At 71.2% G+C, this 3,540-nt stretch carries 3 protein-coding genes; all 3 read right to left on the reverse strand.

From position 1 onward, the window contains the following. Positions 1-760: DNA translocase FtsK 4TM domain-containing protein (locus HMPREF3105_RS08955; RefSeq protein WP_210401441.1), on the reverse strand; the 760-nt coding region annotated here is incomplete at its 3' end. Between the two features lie 54 nt (positions 761-814). Beyond that, a complete protein-coding gene (locus HMPREF3105_RS08960; protein ID WP_070709285.1) occupies positions 815-2,500 on the reverse strand; it encodes a ribonuclease J in 1,686 nt (561 codons plus the stop codon). Positions 2,501-2,514: 14 nt separating this feature from the next. Further along, the gene (dapA, locus tag HMPREF3105_RS08965) at positions 2,515-3,432 is read right to left on the reverse strand and encodes a 4-hydroxy-tetrahydrodipicolinate synthase (protein ID WP_070709287.1); all 918 of its coding nucleotides are present in this window, start codon (positions 3,430-3,432) and stop codon (positions 2,515-2,517) included. Positions 3,433-3,540: the final 108 nt, after the last annotated feature.

The following is a 3,540-nucleotide window of genomic DNA, read 5'->3' on the forward strand; positions in this document are numbered from 1 at the left end:
GGCGGGCGGCCCGCCGCTCGGAGGCGCCCTCGGGGTCCTGGCCCGTGAGCCAGTCGTAGCCGCCCGCGAGCCGCTGCGGGATCGAGCCGACGGGCGTCGCGGTGAGCACGAGCACCGAGAAGAAGGCCAACAGGATCATGAGGACCCAGACGGGCACGGGTGTCAGCAGGGAGGCCAGCGGCGCCGTCGCCAGGTAGCCGACCATGCCCCCGGCGCCGAGCATGTCCTCGAAGGCCTCGGCGGCCGAGGGCACACCGCCCACGAGGTGGGCGATGCCGGAGCCGGCGACGGTCGCCATGAGCAGGCCGATGATGATGCGCCCGTTGGCGCGATGGTCCGTGGCGTGGCGGAAGCAGCGCACGGCCACGACGAGCAGGGCGATCGGCACCAGGAGGGCGAACCACCCGACGGTGCCGCCCACCACCCCGTGCACCACGCGGCCGATGGCGGTGCCGCGCAGGCCCCACCACTCCACGGCCGCGATCAGCGCGGCGAGCAGCAGCAGGAGCAGGCCGGTGCCGTCACGGCGTTCCTCGCGGTCGATGCGCACGTCCGGGCCGAGCTTGCGGAAGCCGGCACCGACCGGCGTGGCCAGCCCCATCCACAGGGTATGCAGGGCGCGCAGGGGCGCGGCGGGCAGGTCGGCCTCGGGGACGGTCGCGGTCGACCCCTTCCGTCCGGAGCCTCGGCGTCCGGCGGAGCCGGAGCGGGACGTGGCGGAGGAGGAGGACGAACGCGTGGGGGAAGTACGGGTCGCCATGCCCACCAAACTACCTCGAACCGCGGACACGGCAGGCATGGCGACCCGGAGGGGTCAGGCCTCCAGGACCACCGGGATGATCATCGGGCGGCGGCGCAGCTTGCGGTTGACCCACGTGCCGACGGTCCGGCGGACCACCTGCTGGAGCTGGTGGGCGGTGTGGTCGTTGCTGGACTGCACGGCCTCCTCGAGCGCCCGGACGATCTTCGGCTTGATCTCCTCGAACACCTTCTCGTCCTCGGCGACGCCGCGGGCGTGGACGTCCGGGCCGGACACGATCGTGCCGGTCTGCCGGTTGACCACGGTGATGATCGAGATGAAGCCCTCCTCGCCCAGGACACGGCGGTCCTTGAGGTCCGAGTCGGAGATCTCACCCACGGAGGAGCCGTCCACGTACACGTAGCCGCACTCCACCTCGCCGACGACCTTCACGAGGCCGTCGGTCATGTCCACCACGGTGCCGTTGCCGGCCAGGATGACGTTCTCGGCCGGCACGCCGGTCTTCTCCGCGATCCGGCCGTTGGCGATCAGGTGGCGGGTCTCGCCGTGCACCGGCATCACGAACTCGGGCTCGACGATGTTGTAGCAGTACAGCAGCTCGCCCTCGGAGGCGTGGCCGGAGACGTGCACCTTGGCCATGCCCTTGTGCACCACGGTCGCGCCGAGCTTCATGAGCCCGTTGATCACGCGGAACACGGAGTTCTCGTTGCCCGGGATCAGGGAGGAGGCCAGCACGACGAGGTCGCCCTCCTCCAGCTGCACCTGGTGGTCCCCGTTGGCCATGCGGGACAGGGCCGCCATCGGCTCGCCCTGGGAGCCGGTGACCATGAGCACGATCTCGTCGTCGCGGTACTTGTCCACCTTGCGGATGTCCACGAGGATCCCGTTCGGCACGTTGAGGTAGCCGAGCTTCGCCGCGATGGTCATGTTGCGGATCATGGAGCGCCCGCCGAAGGCCACCTTGCGACCGTGCTTGTGGGCGGCGTCGAGGACCTGCTGGACGCGGTGCACGTGGGAGGAGAACGAGGCCACCACGATGCGGCGCTTCGCCGTGGCGAAGTAGCGCTCGAGGGTGGGGCCGATCTCCGCCTCCGTGGTGGTGAACCCCGGGACCTCGGCGTTCGTGGAGTCGGTCATGAACAGGTCCACGCCCTCCTCGCCGAGACGGGCGAAGGCGCGCAGGTCCGTGATGCGGCCGTCGAGCGGCAGCTGGTCCATCTTGAAGTCGCCGGTGTGCAGGATGGTGCCGGCGTCCGTGTGGATGGCGACGGCGAGCGCGTCCGGGATCGAGTGGTTCACGGCCACGAACTCGCACTCGAACGGGCCGAACTCGACGATGTCATCTTCCTTGACCACGCGGGTGCGCGGCTTGATCCGGTGCTCCTCGAGCTTGGCCTCGATCAGGGCGAGGGTCAGCTTGGAGCCGATCACGGGGATGTCGTCGCGCAGGCGCAGCAGGTACGGCACGGCGCCGATGTGGTCCTCATGGCCGTGGGTCAGGACGATGCCGACGACGTCGTCCACGCGGTCCCGGATGTAGTCGAAGTCCGGCAGGATCAGGTCGACGCCGGGCTGGTGCTCCTCGGGGAAGAGGACGCCGCAGTCGACGATGAGGATCTTGCCGTCGATCTCGAAGGTGACCATGTTGCGGCCGACCTCCTCGAGGCCGCCCAGCTGGACGATGCGGCAGGTGCCCCGCTTGAGCTTGGGCGGGGTGGACAGGCGGGTGCCTGCGGTCATGGAACGGGTCCCTTCTAGAAGGTGATGCCGGCCTCCGCGAGGTCGGCTCGGATGACGGAGAGCTCGTCCGGCGTGGCCTGGACGAGGGGCAGCCGCACGGCTGCGGACGGGATGACGCCCTGGGCGGCGAGGACGGCCTTCGCGGCCACCGCGCCCTGGACGTGGGTCATGATGCCGCGCTGGACGGGGTCCAGCGCGAAGTGGTGGTCACGGGCACCGGCCAGGTCGCCGGCGTGGACGGCGTCCACGAGCTGGCGGTACAGCTCGGGGGCCGCGTGCGCGGCCACCGAGACGACCCCGACGGCGCCGAGCGCCATGAGCGGCAGGGTCGCGCCGTCGTCGCCGGAGTAGAGGTCGAGGTCCGTGTGCGCCAGGACGGTGGTGGTGGACTGCAGGTCCCCCTTCGCGTCCTTGAGCGCACGGATGTTGGGGTGCTGCGCGAGCGCGATGATCGTCTCGGGCTCGATCGGCATCACGGAGCGGCCCGGGATGTCGTAGAGCATGATCGGCAGGTCCACGCCGTCGGCCACGGCCTCGAAGTGCGCGCGGATGCCGGCCTGGTTGGGCTTGTTGTAGTACGGGGTGACGAGCAGCAGCCCGTTCACACCCGTCTCGGCCGCGCGGCGGGACAGCTCGAGGGTGTGCGCCGTGTCGTTGGTGCCGGTGCCGGCCACGACCCTGGCGCGGTCCCCCACGGCCTCGACGACGGTGCGGAACATCGCCACGTTCTCGTCGTCCGTGAGCGTGGAGGTCTCGCCGGTGGTGCCGGTGACCACGAGGCCGTCGGCCCCGCGGTCCACCAGGTGCTCGGCCAGCGCGGCGGCCACCTCGAGGTCCACGGCGCCCTCGTCCGTCATGGGGGTGACCATGGCGGGCACGACCGTGCCGAAGAGCAGCTCGGAGGGGATGACGGCGGAACGGACGGCACTCATGGGCCCCACCCTACCTGCGAGACTGGGGGCCCGCGCCGTCCGTGGCCCCTCCGCGACGCGCGGCGACCCGAGAGGAGCCCGCCCTGCGTCCCGCCCCGCCCCCCGCCG

Source organism: Micrococcus sp. HMSC31B01, from assembly GCF_001816085.1.
Taxonomy (GTDB): domain Bacteria; phylum Actinomycetota; class Actinomycetes; order Actinomycetales; family Micrococcaceae; genus Micrococcus; species Micrococcus luteus.

Bases quoted from the DNA above. Each gene is read 5' to 3' on its own strand.
- dapA (WP_070709287.1), bottom strand. From the start codon at position 3,432: ATGAGTGCCGTCCGTTCCGCCGTCATCCCCTCCGAGCTGCTCTTCGGC.
- HMPREF3105_RS08960 (WP_070709285.1), bottom strand. From the start codon at position 2,500: ATGACCGCAGGCACCCGCCTGTCCACCCCGCCCAAGCTCAAGCGGGGC.